Source organism: Arthrobacter sp. 10L430 (assembly GCF_056395245.1).
Genome location: NZ_JBFTJD010000004.1, coordinates 122,628 through 138,095, shown reverse-complemented (window position 1 = coordinate 138,095; position 15,468 = coordinate 122,628). Strand labels below are relative to the sequence as shown.

Annotated in this window: 14 protein-coding genes; 5 read left to right on the top strand and 9 right to left on the bottom strand. The window is 66.4% G+C overall.

Annotated elements, in window-relative coordinates; all coding sequences use genetic code 11:
• Nucleotides 1-110: 110 nt before the first annotated feature.
• From trxB to AC1DDG_RS06020, 6 genes are all read right to left on the bottom strand, one after another.
• Nucleotides 111-1,088 carry a thioredoxin-disulfide reductase gene (gene trxB / locus AC1DDG_RS06045; RefSeq protein WP_476875406.1) on the bottom strand — a complete coding sequence of 326 codons (978 nt, stop codon included), beginning with the start codon at nucleotides 1,086-1,088 and terminating at the stop codon, nucleotides 111-113.
• Nucleotides 1,089-1,311: 223 nt separating this feature from the next.
• Nucleotides 1,312-1,959 carry a PAS and ANTAR domain-containing protein gene (locus AC1DDG_RS06040; RefSeq protein WP_476875336.1) on the bottom strand — a complete coding sequence of 216 codons (648 nt, stop codon included), beginning with the start codon at nucleotides 1,957-1,959 and terminating at the stop codon, nucleotides 1,312-1,314.
• A 25-nt stretch (nucleotides 1,960-1,984) separates the two neighbouring features.
• On the bottom strand, nucleotides 1,985-2,149 hold the full coding sequence (locus AC1DDG_RS06035) for a hypothetical protein (RefSeq protein WP_476875335.1): 165 nt from the start codon (nucleotides 2,147-2,149) through the stop codon (nucleotides 1,985-1,987).
• Nucleotides 2,150-2,295: 146 nt separating this feature from the next.
• On the bottom strand, nucleotides 2,296-3,390 hold the full coding sequence (locus AC1DDG_RS06030) for an LCP family protein (RefSeq protein ID WP_476875334.1): 1,095 nt from the start codon (nucleotides 3,388-3,390) through the stop codon (nucleotides 2,296-2,298).
• 162 nt (nucleotides 3,391-3,552) lie between these two features.
• Entirely contained in the window at nucleotides 3,553-4,173 is a 621-nt protein-coding gene (locus AC1DDG_RS06025) for an arsenate reductase/protein-tyrosine-phosphatase family protein (protein WP_230121444.1), read from the bottom strand.
• A 348-nt stretch (nucleotides 4,174-4,521) separates the two neighbouring features.
• Entirely contained in the window at nucleotides 4,522-6,303 is a 1,782-nt protein-coding gene (locus AC1DDG_RS06020; protein WP_476875333.1) for a molybdopterin-dependent oxidoreductase, read from the bottom strand.
• 250 nt (nucleotides 6,304-6,553) lie between these two features.
• On the opposite strand from AC1DDG_RS06020, the gene AC1DDG_RS06015 reads away from it, so the two are divergent.
• From AC1DDG_RS06015 to AC1DDG_RS05995, 5 genes are all read left to right on the top strand, one after another.
• Nucleotides 6,554-6,964 (top strand): TOBE domain-containing protein, encoded by a 411-nt coding sequence (locus AC1DDG_RS06015; RefSeq protein ID WP_476875332.1) that lies wholly within the window; start codon nucleotides 6,554-6,556, stop codon nucleotides 6,962-6,964.
• Nucleotides 6,961-7,776, top strand: a complete 816-nt coding sequence (gene modA, locus AC1DDG_RS06010; RefSeq protein ID WP_476875331.1) for a molybdate ABC transporter substrate-binding protein — start codon at nucleotides 6,961-6,963, stop codon at nucleotides 7,774-7,776. Before AC1DDG_RS06015 ends, modA begins: the two co-directional genes overlap by 4 nt.
• 8 nt (nucleotides 7,777-7,784) lie before the next feature.
• Complete coding sequence (locus AC1DDG_RS06005; RefSeq protein WP_476875330.1) at nucleotides 7,785-8,606, top strand: ABC transporter permease; 822 nt, start codon at nucleotides 7,785-7,787, stop codon at nucleotides 8,604-8,606.
• A complete protein-coding gene (locus AC1DDG_RS06000; RefSeq protein ID WP_476875329.1) occupies nucleotides 8,603-9,652 on the top strand; it encodes a sulfate/molybdate ABC transporter ATP-binding protein in 1,050 nt (349 codons plus the stop codon). Before AC1DDG_RS06005 ends, AC1DDG_RS06000 begins: the two co-directional genes overlap by 4 nt.
• Before the next feature lie 120 nt (nucleotides 9,653-9,772).
• Nucleotides 9,773-10,888: an alkaline phosphatase family protein gene (locus AC1DDG_RS05995; RefSeq protein WP_476875328.1), complete on the top strand. Its 1,116-nt coding sequence runs from the start codon at nucleotides 9,773-9,775 to the stop codon at nucleotides 10,886-10,888.
• A gap of 59 nt (nucleotides 10,889-10,947) precedes the next feature.
• On the opposite strand, the gene AC1DDG_RS05990 is transcribed toward AC1DDG_RS05995, so the two are convergent.
• From AC1DDG_RS05990 to AC1DDG_RS05980, 3 genes are all read right to left on the bottom strand, one after another.
• Nucleotides 10,948-13,524, bottom strand: coding sequence for a bifunctional lysylphosphatidylglycerol flippase/synthetase MprF (locus AC1DDG_RS05990; protein ID WP_476875327.1), 2,577 nt, complete (start codon nucleotides 13,522-13,524; stop codon nucleotides 10,948-10,950).
• A 161-nt stretch (nucleotides 13,525-13,685) separates the two neighbouring features.
• Nucleotides 13,686-13,859, bottom strand: a complete 174-nt coding sequence (locus AC1DDG_RS05985) for a hypothetical protein (RefSeq protein ID WP_476875326.1) — start codon at nucleotides 13,857-13,859, stop codon at nucleotides 13,686-13,688.
• Nucleotides 13,860-14,003: 144 nt separating this feature from the next.
• The gene (locus tag AC1DDG_RS05980) at nucleotides 14,004-15,263 is read right to left on the bottom strand and encodes a multicopper oxidase domain-containing protein (protein ID WP_476875325.1); all 1,260 of its coding nucleotides are present in this window, start codon (nucleotides 15,261-15,263) and stop codon (nucleotides 14,004-14,006) included.
• Nucleotides 15,264-15,468: the final 205 nt, after the last annotated feature.

Genomic DNA, 15,468 nt, shown 5'->3' with positions numbered 1-15,468 from the left:
CGGGGTTGTTCACCCCAACAGAATATCGCAAATTTAGGCAGACCGAAAAACCCGTCTTAGGACTGCAGAACTATTACGTCAGCCGGGCCGGGCGGATCCGGCGGCCAGAACTACGCGTGGGTGGGTTCCTCCACCAGCGCCGTGGCAATGCTGTCAGCATCGTCTAAGGCGGCGAGGTAGCGCTCGGCGTCGAGGGCGGCGGCGCAGCCCGTGCCGGCGGCGGTGATGGCCTGGCGGTAGCGGTGGTCCACCGCGTCGCCGCACGCGAACACGCCCGTCAGGTTGGTGACCGTGGTGGGGGAGTCCACCTTGATGTAGCCCTCGGCGTCCAGCTCCACCTGCCCGGCGACGAGTTCGGTCCGCGGCACGTGCCCGATCGCCACGAAGATTCCGGTGGCGCCCTGCTCCCGGGTTTCGCCCGTGCGGGTGTCCTTCAGCGTCACGCCGGTGACCTTGCCGTCGCCGTGGATGGCGCTGACGGACGAGTGCCACGCGAAGCTGATCTTGGGGTTGTCCTTGGCGCGCTGGGCCATGATCCGGGAGGCGCGCAGTTCACCCTTGCGGACGACGACGGTCACGGACTTTCCGAAGCGGGTCAGGAACGTGGCTTCCTCCATGGCGGAGTCGCCGCCGCCCACCACGATGATGTCCTGGTCGCGGAAGAAGAACCCATCGCAGGTGGCGCACCAGGAGACGCCGTGGCCGCTGAATTTCTTCTCCTCCGGCAGGCCGAGCTCCTTGTATGCCGAGCCCGTGGCGAGGATGACGGCGGGTGCCTGGTGGGTCTCGCCGGCGCCGGTGACCACGCGCTTGAGGTGACCCTTCAGCTGAACGTCAGTGACGTCGTCGAACACCACCTGCGCGCCGAACCTTTCGGCCTGCTGCTGCAGGCCGTCCATGAGCTCGGGACCCTGGATGCCGGCTGGGAAGCCCGGGAAGTTTTCGACGTCGGTGGTGTTCATCAGGGCGCCGCCGGCGGTGACGGACCCGGCCAGGACCAGGGGCTTGAGGCCCGCCCGTGCGGCGTAGATCGCGGCAGTGTAGCCGGCAGGGCCGGACCCGATGATGATCAGCTGTTCGGTTTTCACGTTGTCAGGGTTCAGGGTCTTAGTGCTCACGGCTGGCTCCCTTTCGTCAGTCCTGGCGGTTTCGGCGGTCATGCGGTTCTCCTGAAGGTCTGGCGGTGGTCAGCGGGAAGCGGATGCGGTGGTGAAGAAGCGTGTGCGCGCCCAGAGGGCCGCATAGACAAGTGCAACAAGAGCGGGGACTTCAATCAAGGGCCCGGGCGGAGCGCGAGGCCGAGCGCGCCGCTTAACCCGTCGGATCCAGCTGCTCCGTCTGGGCCTCCCAGCAGGAGATGGCCTCCGGGGCCTTCCCCCGGGTTGCTGCCTCAACCAGCTGCTCGGCCACGGTGGCCAGCTTGACGTTGGTGTGCTGGCTGCGGGTGGCCAGGACCCGGAATGCCTGGTCCGTCGTCCCGCCTTGCAGGCCCATGATGATGCCCTTGGCCTGTTCGATCACTTCCCGGCTGGCGTAGGTTGCCCGGATGGCCTCGGCGGCGGCGTGGCGGGTCTCCAGGGCCACAGTCCTGCTGAGGTCCACTGTGAAGCCGCGCAGTGCCGTGACTTTCCCTGTGTCATCCAGGCAGGCTTCGGCGGCGGTAAAGACACGGCGCACCCGGCCCTTGCTGTCGATTACGCGGTGGAAGATTGCCCGCTGGCCGCCGTTCGAACTCAGCTCGGCGATCATCCGGCGGATGGGTTCCCGGTCCTGCGGATGCTTATGGGCCATCAACAGCTCCAGCGTCGGAACCACCTCGCCCGGGGTGTAGCCGTGGATGTGGAACACCTCCTCGGACCATTCAAAACGGCCGGAGGCGAGATCGAGAAGAAATGTTCCCGCCGGGCATTCCTCGCCGGCTTTCAGGGGAAACGAGTAGGTGCCAATTCCACGCAGCATCTTCAGCTCCATCGTCAACGGGGTGTCAGGGGATGCGTCGGCCGCCGGAACGGCTCAGGAAGAACAGCAACACGGCCACAATCAACAGGAAGGGCGCCACCCACAGCAGGAAGCCGACTGCTTTGACCGTGCCGCCAATGATCAGAAAGACCACCGCCGCGGCGGCAACGATCCACATAATTTTCTTCATTACCCTCACCAGTCCTGACCGTACCGAGTCGGCCCCGTTGCGGGGGATGAGCGACTATACATCCAGCCCAAACGGACTTGCAAGGAAGGGCTTCCGGCGCTTTACGCGACATTACGACGGCGCCCGGCCGGCTCCCGTACGGAGCGTCACCCGCCGGCGTCGGGCGTTATCTGCGCGACGTACGCCGCCAGCGTGTCCTTCGCCAGAGCGGCGGCCACCGCGGCGATGGCGCCGGCATCCGGCAGGAGGATGGACTCTCCGGCGGTGGACACGGAGTCGCCGCCGGTGGGCAGTGTGAAGAACACCGCGTCCTGCTGCCGGATGTTGCGCAGGCTGAAGGCCAGGCCGCCGAGCGCCGCGGCGTCGAACCCCTTGTCCACGCTGAGGAACGGGGCCGCCGCGCTCACCACGTTGTGCACTGTCAGCGGATTGGCCAGCGTGCCGCGGGTCAGGGTCTTGGCCACCAGTGCGCGGAGGAACTGCTGCTGGTTGCGGACCCGTCGGTAGTCGCCGTCGGGAAATGCGTAGCGTTCCCGGACGAACTCCAGCGCGCGCTGGCCCTTGAGCCGGTTGATGCCGGCGGGGAAGTCCTGGTGGGTGTCGTGCGTGGAGGTGAACGGCTCCTTGATGTCCACATCCACCCCGCCCAGGGCCTCGGTGAGACCCCTGAAGCCTTCGAAATCCATCATCACCACGTGGTCGATGTGCTGGTTCAGCAGGGACTGCACGGTTTGCACCACCAGTGAGACGCCGCCCAGTCCCAGCGCCGCATTGATCTTTGCCTCGCCGTAGCCGGGAATGGTGACCCAGAGGTCGCGCATGAGCGAGATGCCGTACACGTGCTTGCCGTCCGCAGGGACGTGGACCAGCATGATGGTGTCCGCCCGCTGGTCGGTCGCGGCGCCGGGGCTGTTCTTCGCTTCGCGGCGGTCACTGCCCATCACCAGGATATTCATGGGCAGGGTGGGCCGTTCGGGGACGGGGACGGCGGGCGCTGCTGCCACGGTGCCCGGCGGAGCCTTGGCGACCGCGGTGGGCTCCGGCGCCGGCAGCGCGTTGTCGATCTTGGTGGTCTGCGAATCGTAGATGCGGGCCAGGTTCGAGAGGTAGGCCACACCGGCCACAGGAATGGCCAGCAGTAACACGAGTATCGCTGTCAGGATTCTCCGCCGCCGGTTCGCAAAGAGAGCGGTGGAGGAAGCGGCAGAAGCCGCTTCAGCCGGATCAGGCCGGGCATCCATGAACGGACGCTATCACCAATTCCGGGCGGAGAGAACGACGGCGGCCGGCCGGGTTTGGCGGTCCGTTGCGGTCCGGTGCGTGAAGGCCCGGGTTTTGGAGGGGCGTTCAAACGGGTGTGTTCAGCCGGGTGCGTTTGAGCGGACGCGTTCAAGCGGGCTCGTTCAGCCTGGTGTGTTGAGCCGGGCGAAGCGGAGGACGGAGATGATGGCCGGGGCCAGTTCGTCTTCCATCTGGCTGTAGTACTCGGCGCTGCGGCGGTAGGGGTCCACGACGTCGTTGTCGGCTGCCTCAGGGGCCAGGGCGAGGTGCCTCACGGACGCTGCCCGGGCCGGGAGCTTGCGCCAGAGCTTGGTGTTTGCGGCGAGCCGGTCGCCGTCGTTCTGTTCCTTCTCACTCGCGTTCTCCCGTTCCCCGAGGACATCCAGCATCCGCGCGAACTCACGGATGGTGAAGGTGCGCTTGAGCAGCGACGCGTCCAGCTGCAGGACCTCGCCGCGGTGCGCGGAGGTCATGGTCAGGACCAGGTCCACCCGACGGAGTATCTTGCCAGTGAGCTGGCGCGCGGCGAAGCCGTCCGCGGTGCCGCCGAAGGTGCGGATGATGTCCGCGGACAGGGGCTGGACGGGATCGCCCACCATGGCGCGCGTGCCGGCGCTGCGGACCTCGAAGCCGCCGGGCAGAACCTGGTCCAGCCCGGCCTGGAGGAGCCGTTCCGCCACGGGGGAGCGGCAGATGTTCCCCGTGCAGACGGTCAGTATCCGGACGGGTGCAGGCGATTCCACGGTTGATGCTCTTTCCGGTGGTTCGGGGATGGACAGTGTTCAGTCTCGAACCTAACACCCGCGGGCCTTAGGGAAGCCGGAGACGCGGGCAGGGGTCACATTTGGCAGTTCCCGCCTGGCGCAGTCGGGCTGGGAGACGGCAGCGCCTCAAACGCGTAGGGTGTTCCGACCTTTTCCTAGGGCGCCTCTGTCAGTCTCTGGACACCTGGTCGGACGGTGCTCCCTTTGAAGCTCGGCCAGTCCGTTGGACCCGGCACACCCCATGATGCCGGGTCCGGCGGCCCTCGCCCAGGCTTTTGCGAACGAGATCTCCGCGCCAACCGTCAGTGACATCCTGACAGATATCGATCAAATCGACTGGCGGTAGCCGAAGAACTCGTGGTCGTTGTTGTAGCCACCGAGACCGCCTCCTACTTCGGCGAAATCGTTGACAAATTCGATTCCCTTGATCCATTTGACCATCTTGAATCCGAGCTCGGTTTCGTTCCGCAGTCGCAGCGGGGCCCCATGGCCAAATGAGACCGGTTGGTCGTTCATGTCGTAGGCGAGCATCGTCAGGTGGTAGCTCATTTGCTCGATGGGTTGGGCGTCGTAGTAGAGGCCGCCTTCGGGGCCGAGCGCGAAGGAGTAGAAGATCACCCACTTCGCGTCCGCTGTCGGTTTGACGGTCTCGAGAATTGTCTGCATGGAGACACCGCCCCATTTGGCGACCCCGGACCAGCCCTGGATGCAGAAATGCTGGGTGATCTGCTCCTGATGCGCCAGAGCCCGGAGCTGATCGAGATTCAGCTCGACGGGGTTCTCGACGAGGCCGTTGACGACGAGGGTGTAGTCGGCGAAATTGCCGGCCTGCAGCTGCCGGTATTCCTCAGTGGCCGGGTACTTGCCGTTGTGCCAGAAGTATGGGGAGATGTCCTTCTCGGTGTACTGGCCAGGCTTGGAATCGATGTGCTCGAACAGGCGCTGGAATGGGCCGATCAGGGCGAAGCCGACCTTTTGCACGACCCGAGGGTGCCGGTAGGTGAAGGGCGTTGCTGCCACCCAACCGATGGTCGCGACAACCATTGAGGCCGCGAAAATCCAGAACCCGGTCCACGACTCGGTGTCCTGGGAGGCATACATGTGGTTCAGGTTCCGAAGGGCACCGGTGGTGGTCACGAGGGCTACGTGGATGACGATAAAGATGACGAACCAGCACAAGACCAAGAAGTGAAGCGACCGGGCGACCTGGATGCTGAACAAGGAACTGATCCGCCGGAACCGAGTGGAAAGCGACGGCGACATCCCCAGTCCGGTGAGAAGGGCCAGCGGGGCGGCGAGGAAGACGGTGACGAAGTAGGCGATTAGTTGCAGGCTGTTGTAGTTGATCCACCCGCCCTCGACAGGCCAATCCAACGACAGGTATTGAATGGCCACGGAGACCGCATTGGGAATCACGTCCCAATGCAGCGGGACTAAGCGCATCCACTGTCCGGTGGTGAACAGCAGGATGAAGAAGACGGTGCCGTTCGCCAGCCAAAGCGTGTCGATGCCGAGATGCCACCAGCGGGCCAGTCCGATGGAGTGCCGGCGGCCGGGCAGGCCGATACCGTTCGGGAGGGTGATGGAATCCTCTTTTGCCGTGTAGAGCGGGTCCGAAGGAACCGGCTTCTGCACCCTAAACCAGTCCTTGCCCGGGGTGGAGTGTTTCGTCCAGTAGAGCCGCGGGTGGTCCGTAAGGATGGTGAGCCCAGAACGGATGATGAAGATCATCAAGAACAGGTTCAGGAAGTGCTGCCAGCCGAGCCAGGCGGGAAATCCCACGGGAGCGGTGTTGGGCAGCTCGGACATTCCCGGAAATTGATGGATGAAGTCCTGCACGGCCGGGAGACCGCGGATTCCCTTGGCAACGGCGACCGCTATCAGCAGGAGGAGAAGCCCGATCGGTATCAGCCACAACAGGTTGAACCATTTGGTCTGACCGATTCTGACCCGGGGTGCAACCCCGTATTGGGCGGGGATGCCGCCGGCCCAGTCCTCATCGACTACGGTGTATCGCTGGCTGTCGAGCTCCGACCGGAAACTTGCCCGCGGCCGCCCGGCGCCGGCGTCGGGGGCGGGGAGTGGTCGGTCTTCCGCGGACGGGTCCATTATCGGAGCTTACGGCACGTGCCAGCAGAAACCAGGGGCCAACCGACGAGCCCGGGAGAGCGCACAGGCATCTGATAATCGGTGAACGGGCGCCTGGAAGGATCGGCATCAGCCGGCAGCCAATGGAACAGTGAAATCGTCGCCATGCCGAACTGACTGTCGCACCGCGGATGCCGGTGAAAAGGATGATCACATTCTGATTTGCGGTTCAAAGTACCCAAAATATCCGCAAATGGGGGATCATGGAGCCATGCCCAAAATCCGCGTATCTGAAGCAGCACGCTTCCTGGGTGTCAGTGACGACACCATCCGGCGCTGGACCGAGAACGGGATCCTGACTCCGGTCAGGGATGAGTCCGGCCGGCTGGCCGTTGACGGGCTGGAGCTGGCGCACCTCGCCCGCGACCAGGCCCAGCTGCCAGAGGATCCCACCCGGGTAGGCAGCTCGGCGCGCAACCGGTTCGTCGGGCTGGTTACGGGGATCACCGCGGACAAGGTCATGGCCCAGGTCGAACTTCAGTGCGGCCCCTACCGGGTTGTGTCGCTCATGAGCAGCGAAGCCGTCCAGGAACTCGGGCTGGAGCTCGGATCCGTCGCCACCGCCGTCGTCAAAGCCACCACCGTCATCATCGAAACACCCCAGGGAAAGAGCATCTTATGAGCGTCGCCCGCAAGCCTCTGGCCGCACTGCTGGTTGCCGGCGCCCTGAGCGCCGCCCTGGCCGGCTGCGCCGCCGGCACCGCCACCCCGCCTGCCGGCACCTCTGCGGCCACCGGCACCTCGGCGAAGCCGGCACTCTCCGGCACCGTCACGGTCTTCGCCGCAGCCTCCCTGGAAGCGACTTTCACCAAGCTGGCCGGCGACTTCGAGGCCAAGAACCCCGGCACCAAAGTCACGCTGAACTTCGCTGGGTCATCGGACCTGGTCACCCAGATCACCCAGGGCGCCCCCGCGGACGTTTTCGCCTCAGCCGACACTAAGAACATGGCCAAGCTCACCGACGCGAAGCTGATCGACGGCCAACCTGCGAACTTCGCCACGAACGTCCTGGAGATCGCCGTCCCGCCGTCCAACCCCGCCTCCATCAGCTCGTTCGCCGATCTGGCCAAGCCGGGCGTGAAGGTGGTTACCTGCGCTCCCCAGGTTCCCTGCGGCGCCGCCACCGACAAAGTCGAAAAGGCCACCGGCACCACCCTGAAGGCCGTCAGCGAGGAATCCTCGGTAACCGATGTCCTGGGCAAGGTCACCTCCGGCGAGGCCGACGCCGGCCTCGTCTACGTCACCGACGTCAAGGCCGCCGGAGACAAGGTCAAGGGCATCGCCTTCCCCGAATCTGACCAGGCCGTGAACACCTACCCGATCGCCGCCGTCGGCACCAGCAAGAACAAGGACCTGGCCGCGGCCTTCATCGCCACGGTCACCGGCAGCCAGGGCAAGAAAGTCCTGACCGACGCCGGATTCGGCACCCCCTAAAGGACAGCATGAACCACCGCAGCGGCTCCGGGTACACCGGCATCCCGCCATGGATTTACGCAATCGCGGCGGCAGGAGGACTCTTCGTCCTGCTGCCGTTGGTGGCCATGGTGGCCAAGGTCAACTGGCCCCAGTTCATTCCGCTGGTCACTTCCGAATCCTCGCTCACCGCCCTGGGCCTGAGCCTGCGCACGTCCGCGGCGAGCACCGTCTCCTGCGTCGTCCTCGGCGTGCCGCTGGCCCTCGTCCTGGCCCGGAGCCCGTTCCCGGGCCAGCGGCTGCTGCGCGCCTTCGTCCTGCTGCCCCTGGTCCTGCCGCCCGTCGTCGGAGGCATCGCCCTGCTCTACACGTTCGGACGCCAGGGCCTGCTCGGCAAGAACCTCGAACTGGCCGGAATCCAGATCGCATTCTCGACCACCGCCGTCGTCCTCGCACAGACTTTCGTCGCGCTGCCGTTCCTGGTGGTCAGCCTCGAAGGCGCCCTGCGCACCGCCGGCAACAAATACGAAGCGGTCGCAGCCACCCTCGGGGCACGCCCGAGCACCGTGCTGCGCCGCGTCACCATCCCGCTCGTCCTTCCCGGCCTTGCCTCCGGCGCAGTCCTGTCCTTCGCCCGCAGCCTCGGCGAATTCGGTGCCACCCTGACCTTCGCCGGCAGCCTGCAGGGCGTGACCCGCACGCTGCCGCTGGAAATCTACCTGCAGCGGGAAACAGACGCCGACGCCGCCGTCGCACTTTCCCTCGTCCTCGTCGCCGTGGCGGTCGCCGTCGTCGGGCTCTCCTACCGGCACCCCCACACCGGCGCGGCACCGGAAGGAGCCCTGCCGTGACCTTCCATCTGGATGCCATCCTCGCCGCGCGGAACTTCGACGTCTCCCTCCGCCTCGGGCCGGCCGAGACCATCGCCGTCCTCGGGCCCAACGGTGCCGGCAAATCAACACTTCTCGCCATCATCTCCGGCCTGCTGCGCCCCGACACAGGCAAAGCCACGATCGGCGAAAAAGTCCTCTTCGACCTGACAGCAGACAAGAGCCTCTGGAGCGCCCCGCACAACAGAGGCACGGCACTGCTGGCCCAGGAAGCACTCCTTTTTCCACACCTCAGCGCCCTGGACAACGTCGCTTTCGGACCCCGCAGCGCCGGCGCCTCCAGAACCGAAGCCCGCGAAACGGCAGCGCACTGGCTCGCCGAAGTCGACGCCGGATCCCTCGCCTCACGGCGACCCGGACAGCTCTCCGGCGGTCAGGCTCAGCGGGTGGCTGTCGCCCGAGCCCTCGCCGCCGACCCCGACCTGCTGCTCCTCGACGAGCCCATGGCCGCCCTCGACATCCACGCAGCACCGCTGCTGCGCCGGCTCCTCAAACGCGTCCTCGCCAACCGCCGCGCCATCATCATCACCCATGACATCCTTGACGCCCTCATGCTGGCAGACAGGGTGATCGTCCTCGAGGACGGCCGGATCACCGAGGAAGGCCCCACGCGCGAAGTCCTCGAAAAACCGCGCAGCCGGTTCGCCGCCGGGCTGGCCGGACTGAACCTCATGACGGGCCGTGTCACCGGGCAAGGCCTGGTGACGGCCCAAGGGCAGATCGTCGCGGGCCATCACGACGACACCACCGTGCCCGGGCAGGACGGCGTGGCGGTCTTTCCCCCCTCGGCGGTATCCGTGTTCCTCACCGAAGAGCACGGCAGCCCGCGAAACTCATTCCCGGTGACGATTACCGATCTGGAGCCACACGGCGATCAGATCCGGGTCCGCGCAGGAGGCCTCTCCGCAGACATCACCCCGGCCGCGTCGGCCGATCTCGGCCTGATACCCGGAATGACCGTCCACTTCGTCATCAAAGCCACCGCCATCGCCATCCACCCGGCCTAGCTCCGTGCGTCACCGTTTCATGGAACTCTCAGGAAACCTTCACGTTCCTGCCGGGGCCGGCGTGACACCATGGGCTCTACACGGACGGTGCTTCGCCTGTGCATCAGGAGGCAAGAACTCATGACGGCTGAAAGCTCCTCGCAACTGCCCCGCGGCAGAGGATGGTTCCGCCGCGCCTCGCTCCTGCTGGCAGGCATCGCAGTGGTGGCAGCGACGGCCGGCTGCGAGGCGGCTCCCGGCCCCTCGCCGTCGCAGTCGCGCACGCAGCCGGATGCCGGAAAACAGGCCCATGTCTTCGTGATCAACCTCGAGAACAAGTCCTACGACAGCGTCTGGGGCGCCGATTCCGCCGCGCCGTACCTGTCGCAGACGCTGCGCGGGCAGGGCGTGCTGCTGAGCCAGTATTACGCCATCGCGCATCTGTCCATGCCCAACTACATTGCCCAGCTGTCCGGGCAGGGGCCAAACCCCGCCACGAGGGAGGACTGCCACACCTATGAGCCGCTGAACTCCACCGGGACAGCTGCCCTTGGCCAGGTGGAGGGCATCGGGTGCGTCTATCCGGATTCTGTGCCCACGCTCGCAGGCCAGCTCAGCGCCGCCGGCAAAACGTGGAAGGGCTACATGGAGGATATGGGAACGCCCTGCCGCCATCCCGAGCCCGGCACCAGGGACACGAACCAAAACGCCAACGCTGATGGCCAGTACGCCACCAGGCACAACCCCTTCGTCTACTTCACCTCAATCACGTCCTCGCCCGAGTGCCAGGCCAACGTGGTCGACTTCAGCAACCTGTCCGCCGACCTCAGGGCGGCGGACACGACGCCGAACCTGTCCTATATCACCCCCAACCTGTGCAACGACGGGCACGACCACCCCTGTGCCGACGGGCGGGAAGGCGGCCTCGCAACCTCCGACGAATGGCTCAAGCAGCACGTCCCGGAGATCCTGTCCTCCCCGGCCTTCAAACAGGACGGGGTCCTGGTGATCACCTTCGATGAGTCCGAGGGGAAGGAAAGCGCGTCCATGGCCATTCCCGGAGGTGCAGGCGGCGGCCGCATCGGCGCCCTCGTCCTGTCACCGCGGACCAAGGGCGGGACAACGTCCGAACGGCCGTACAACCACTACAGCCTCCTGGCCAGCATGGAGGACCTTTTCGGCCTGCCGTACCTCGGCTACGCTGCGGCGCCGGACGTGAACCGCTTCGGTGCGGATGTGTACAGCAACGGCTCCTGACCCCTTCGGCGCTTCCGGTTGAGCGCGAACAAACGCTTGAGGCCCTTTCTCCGGGGGGATTAAGTGTTCGTTCGGGCTCGGCGGCGGAGGAGCCCTCTCGCCAGGGTGAGGCCCTGGCCCACGTTGATCGAGGGGAGGTAGGCCCGGGTGACCGCATTGGCGATGGCAGGCAGTGCGGCCGCGTCGGGGAAGAGCATGTACATCGGGACGTAGCTCGGCTTGAACTTCGACTTGAACGCCAGCAGGGACCGGAATCCATAGACGGGCTCCAGGGATGCGCCCAGCCAGTCGAGAAGGCGGTCCAACACACCGGCGGCTTCCGGCGCCAGGTGCGGAAACCGCGGGTCATGGGGTGGCCGGGCCAGCGGCGCTCCCGAGAGGCTCATGAAGTCGTAGCCTTCGTCCTGGAAGCCCAGCGCCGCCGAGGCGATGAGGAAGTCGATGCTTGCACGGAAGCCGTCGCTGCGCCGGCGCATGAAATCCAGGGTCCAGCCGATCACGTGGCCGTTCCGGTAGACGGGCAGCCAAGACGCGACGGCATGGACTGTGTGATGGGCGTCGACGGCGATCAGGCAACGGACTTCGGGGTCGTCCAGCTCGTCCAGGCTGCCGAGGGTGAAGCCCATTTCCGGGACTTTCTTGTCGGCCACCCATTCCTCGGAGATGGCCTGGATCTGGCCCTGGACCGAGAGCGGTGCGGCCGCGTAGGTGGTCCACTCGGCGCGGATGCCTGCCTTGGCCGCGTTGTTCATGGCCGTGCGGATGTCCTGGAACTTCTTGCCCCGGAAGGACACGGCATGGAGGTGCAGCACGGTCTCCTGAGCAACCTGCACCGATCCCCATCCCAGGGCGGAGGCGTGGCCGCGCATTTCCTGAGCCACGAAGTAGAAGCACGGCGTCCACCCGCTGAGCCGGCAGTGGCGGGTGAACTCGGCGAAGGAGGACTCCCGGTCATGCTGGGGACCCACCGGGGCGCCGAGCGCCAAGGACACCCCGGCAATCACCCGGTAGGCGACGAAGCTGTCGCCGGAGGAGGAGAACCAGTAGCTGTTGCCGGCCCAGGTGGTCTGCCAGGACAGCGAGCCGCCACCGTGCGCCTTGAGAATGTCCCGGGCGCGGTCCTCGTCCGCACTGTGCTGACCGTGCGCCGGGCGGAGGAAAGTCCGCAGCAGCAGGACCCCGGCCACTGCCCAGAACACCACGCCCACGCCTTCGTAGAGCAGCACGGCCGCGGTGCTCTGGGGAAAGATCGCGGGGGACAGGTCCACCAGGAAGCCCAGCGGCAGGAACCGGTCCGGGACGTCCTTGACCAGCTCGGCCGGCCCGGGGGCGGGCGTGAAGCCGGATGCCAAAGCCAGGCCAGCGCCGACATAGACCGCGCCAAGGAGGGCCGCGGTGACAAAAAGGCGGCGGCCCAGCCGGCGGTACGTTCCGGGCGGGGCGGACACTAAGAAAAGCTTCCGGCCCGCCAGCAGGAGGACAGCCAGCAACACGGGGACCAGCATGGGCAAGACGAGGCTGAGCGGGTGCAGGCCACCTGCGGTTCCCGCCGCGCGGATCCCTTCGCCGGCCGCGGTTTCCGGTACGTCCGGCAGCAGGACGCGAGCAACGGTAAACCCGGCCAGGACGGACAGCGTTGCCTGGATGAGCAGCACCGCGGCCCAGGCGAAGCGCCGTCCGCGCCGGAGCCCGTCCGCCAGCAGCAGCAGGAGGAAGGACGGAAGGATGGACATGAAGATTCCGCCCGCGCCGGCCCGCAGCTGCAGCTGGGCGGCGGCGCATTCCTTCACCTGCGCGGGCCCGGAACACAACACGGCAAGGGTCTGCGGGTCCACCGGCTGGATGTTCGTGAACAGGAAGCGCAGCACCGAGAGCGGACCCACGGCGTGCGGGGCCAGGCCGGCCACCACGGGGCCGATGGCTGCCACCGCAACCAGCAGTGCCACGAGGACGCGGGCTTCGTGCCGGGACACGGCAGGCCGGCCGAGCCGCGGCCGCCGCCCCAGCAGCAAGGGACCCAAAAGCGCACCGGCAAAGGCAGCCCCGAGCCGGACCAGGTCCTCGAGGCCGCCGGCGAAGAGGGCGAACAGCATCAGGGTGGCAATGATGACCACCCGGACGCGGCGCCGCCACAGCGTGGGAATGGCGGCGGTTGCGGCCATGGCAGCGCCGCAGGCCATGGCACTCGGCCCCATGAAGAAATGCCCGCCCATGTCCCGGGTCCAGTTCCCCATCAGGCCTTGGGCCGCGGCCAGGAATCCCAGCGCGGCGCCGACTCCCAGAACCTGGGCGGCGAGTGCCGCCGCGGCGAACTTCAGGCTGTCGAGCCGGCGCTCCAGGGGCAGGCCCACGAGCAGCACCAGGAGTGTGCCCAGCACGTACCCGGTGAGTTCGCGCTCCCAGAACGCGGACGCCAGCACCGCCCACCACGGACCAGCCAAGGAGTGGACGCTGGCCGCCACGTGGGGCTGCAGGGCAGGAGGGGGTCCGGAGAGAAGACTGGAGGAGAAAGCGCCGAAGGCCCAGAACAGCACCACGAACCCGACCGTGGCAGGGGCGCCGCGCAGTAGGGCGACCCATCCGCGCGGCGTCCGGAGGTCGAAGGGCAGCCAAGGGCCCTTTTCCGGCTGCGGCATGGGTGGCGGGACTCCTTTTAGTGACGGCCCTTCGATTCTTCCACATGCCGGTCACAGCGCACGGTGCCGGGGAAGCGCCCGCCGCCGCCCGCCGTCGTAACGCATTCCGATCAGGGCCGTGGAGCTCGGATTGGTGTTCGGGTACGTCGCGGATGGTCGGTCTAGACGAGGGTCGCAGCCTGGTTCCGGCGTTTTGCCGACTTTCCGGCTATGGCTGCCGCGGTGCTGCGGACCGCGATGGCCATGATGAATGCCGTCGCGAGGGCCAGAATGGTCCAGGCATAGATTTCCGGTGCCTGGTGCCAGACATGCGGTGCCGCAATCACTGTCGCCAACACCGCATGGGACCACCCGAAATCCCCCGGCAACTTCATCGAGCTGGCGAGTGCTGGCGCTCGCAGCCAGCCCAACAACTGACGTTGGGCAAAAGAAAGGCCCTCGTTCAGAAGTATCTGAACGAGGGCCTTCTGAAGCGGAGGCTAGTGCCCCGCGTGGGCGGCGGCGTCGGGGGCCGTCTGGGTGGTCCCGCCGACTGAGCCGTCCTCATTGAGAACGCGGTAGCGGGTGATCATGCCGGCGCTGATGTGGTCGTTGACGTGGCAGTGGAAGAGCCAGGTTCCCACGTCGTCAGGGACCATGTCGGCCACCACCATGCTGGCTGGCAGCAGGTTGACCACGTCGGTGCGCATTCCCAGCGCCGTCACGGTGTTGCCGTGCCAGTGCGGGGTGTGGAGGTCAACCTCGGTGCCCATGCCCATGAGGTACCAGCGGACGTGTTCGCCCTTCTTCATGGTCAGGGATTCCAGCGGTTCGTTGCCGTAGACGTAGCCGTTGATGGAGTGCATGAGGTTGCTCTCGTGGAATCCCTCATCGTCCACCTTGACCGTGGCGGGCTTGCCGGCGAACTTGTCGATGTTCCGCTGCAGGTAGGGGCTGGCGTTCTCGTCGCTGACCTTGAACTGGAGGAAGAACTCGCGGTCCACGTCGTTCGGGGTTCCGTCGGCGCGGGCGGCGCTGGCCTTGGTGATGACCATGGGGCCCACCAGGCCGGAGTAGTCGTCCGCCACCTCGTCGGTGTGTGAGTGGTACATCCACATCACGGAGCTGCCGTCCATGGGCCCGGGGCCGGCGCGCTCGGGCACCTCGTAGCTGTAGCTGTACGTGCTGCCGGGGGCCACGCCGTCGTCAACTTTGGCGGCCGCGCCGGTGCCGTCGTTGTACGGCGCGCCTTCGCTGCTCTTGTCGTAGAACACGCCGTGGACGTGGACCGACGCCGGCCGGTCCAGGTTGTTTTTGAAGACCACCTTGATGGTGTCCCCCACGACGCCGCGGATCACCGGCCCCTGGAAGCCCAGGTGCTGTTCGGCCGGCGTGCGCTGCTTGAGGGTCTTGAACGACGAGTCTGTGTACTCCCGGTACAGCGACTTGATGTAGGTGCTGCCGATCCGCTGCGGCCCCTGCTTTGTGAACACCTGCGCGGTCTCGTCGAACGGCTCACCCGTGATCTGGTTCTTGCCGGTGGGCGCGTAGTTCCATTGCACCTCGTCGGCCGCGATGTAGTACGTGCGGGTCTGCGGCACGTAATTGCTGGCGGCGTTTGCCTTCACGGCTGCCGGCCCCGTGCCATAGAGCCCCGGCGCCATCACGGCCAAAATCGCCAGCAGGATGATGACAAGACCCCACCAGGGCGAGACGGACAAGAATCCGCGCCCCTTTACAACAAATCCATGGTTGCCCATGTCGTTCCTCCCCGTGAACGTTGGATTTTTGGCTGGCCGGATGCGGCCCAGCTCGAATGGGAGCACGCTAGATCCGCCCCGTTGCAAATACCTTGGGGACCCCATGCGGGTGGGGCGGTCACCACCCGTGTGGGGCGTCCGCCGGAAAACCCGCAGGTTTTTTCCAAGGGGAGGTGCCGATAGTTGGCAGCGGCAACCATTTTGG